Source organism: Rhizobacter sp. P3_B12 (genome assembly GCF_056402895.1).
Genome location: NZ_JBFUGN010001313.1, coordinates 1 through 1,366, shown reverse-complemented (window position 1 = coordinate 1,366; position 1,366 = coordinate 1). Strand labels below are relative to the sequence as shown.

3 protein-coding genes are annotated in these 1,366 nt (G+C 59.1%); 2 read left to right on the top strand and 1 reads right to left on the bottom strand.

The window, feature by feature from the left end:
- Window positions 1–387: hypothetical protein (locus tag AC1D01_RS34830; protein ID WP_477874104.1), on the top strand; the 387-nt coding region annotated here is incomplete at its 5' end.
- A gap of 178 nt (window positions 388–565) precedes the next feature.
- Window positions 566–1,027: a hypothetical protein gene (locus AC1D01_RS34825; protein WP_477874102.1), complete on the top strand. Its 462-nt coding sequence runs from the start codon at window positions 566–568 to the stop codon at window positions 1,025–1,027.
- Window positions 1,028–1,169: 142 nt separating this feature from the next.
- Here AC1D01_RS34825 and AC1D01_RS34820 read toward each other — a convergent pair.
- The coding region (locus tag AC1D01_RS34820) for an IS3 family transposase (RefSeq protein WP_477874100.1) at window positions 1,170–1,366 on the bottom strand (197 nt) is incomplete at its 5' end.

Sequence of the window (1,366 nt, the reverse complement as noted above, 5' to 3'; positions counted from 1 at the left end):
TTCTGGTTCTTCATTTGCGCAGGATGGGGCTACCTCTCTGCCACATTTCCTTCGCAGCATTCACCGTCTTGGACGAGCGTAGCCATCACGCTTCCCGCCGCCCTGGTGACCTCGGTCGGCCTCCTTTGGATGGAACTTCAGAAGCTCCCCCCTGGCACGTTCGCGTTGCCGCCGTCGCTTCTATTGAAGCCATGGAATCGTCCTGCGGGGGCTGCCCTGTTCATCGGGTTGACTTTTTCGTTCGCCGGGCTATGGGGAGTAGCCATGTGTATGGCTCTCGCCCTGCCCAGTCCACTCGTTGCACTACATTTTTTTGCCATAGGCTCTGGTGGCGTAGCAGGCTGCTTTGCCGCTCATCGGCTGTTTCCCCAAAAGTTCAGTGCCTGACCATTCGTGCTGACGGATCCGGTCGGCACAATCCTCAACGGTCCGGCCAGTGGCCGTCAGCTCCCGCGGACGAGCGGCTGGAGCCGGCCAGTTGCCGACACTCGTGAAAGTCTGCTTCGCAGCCGTGCGATAGTGGCGCAATGCCTTGATGGCCCCGGCAAGCCGGATCGAGCCTCTCATGCCAAACGACAAGCAGCTTATGAGTCCTTGCCGAACCGTTCTCTTCTCCGCGACGTTGACTCTGCTCCCTACCTTTGCGGTCGCTGCCGGTGCAAATTTCTCAGGTACCTGGTCGATGGATCTGCGTACGACCGGACAGAAAGCAGCGAACGCCGAATGCGGCATGGCCTCTTTCGTTCTCAAGCAATCTGGTGCTCGGATCACGGGTTCCCACACGTTTGCAACCGCAGGCTGCAGTCGCCTCAACGAGGGTGGTGAGGGCACGGTCAAAGGAAGGGTGGTCGGCACCGTGGCGCACTTGGTCGTCACCAGCGGACGGAACGGCGCTGTCGTCAAGGGTGTTGCGACGCTGAAGAACGATGCGATCTACTGGGAGACGAAAGAAGAAATAAGTGCCGGTGAGCAAGGTGACTCTCCGCTCATCCTTGACAAGGGTCTGCTCACGAGGACGGGCAACTAGTCATGCCGGCACGCCGCCGAACCATTCCCCTGAGAGGACGTTGATCGTCATGAAACGCCACTACCTCGCCAGTTCGGTGCTGAGTCTGCTTGTCGTGGTCAAGTCTTTTCGGACACGCCAATGAGTTGGTTTGGGTTGAATCTCAGTGAGTGTGTTCGGCGTGACGCTCATGCTCGACGGGCGAGCGATAGCCGAGTGTGGAATGGAGCCTGACGGGGTTGTAGAAGCAGGCGATGTAGTCGGCGACATCGATCATCGCTTCGGCGTGATTGGCGTAGTCGCGCTGCCAGACGCGTTCCATCTTCAGGTTCAGGAAGAAGCGTTCCATCACGGCGTTGT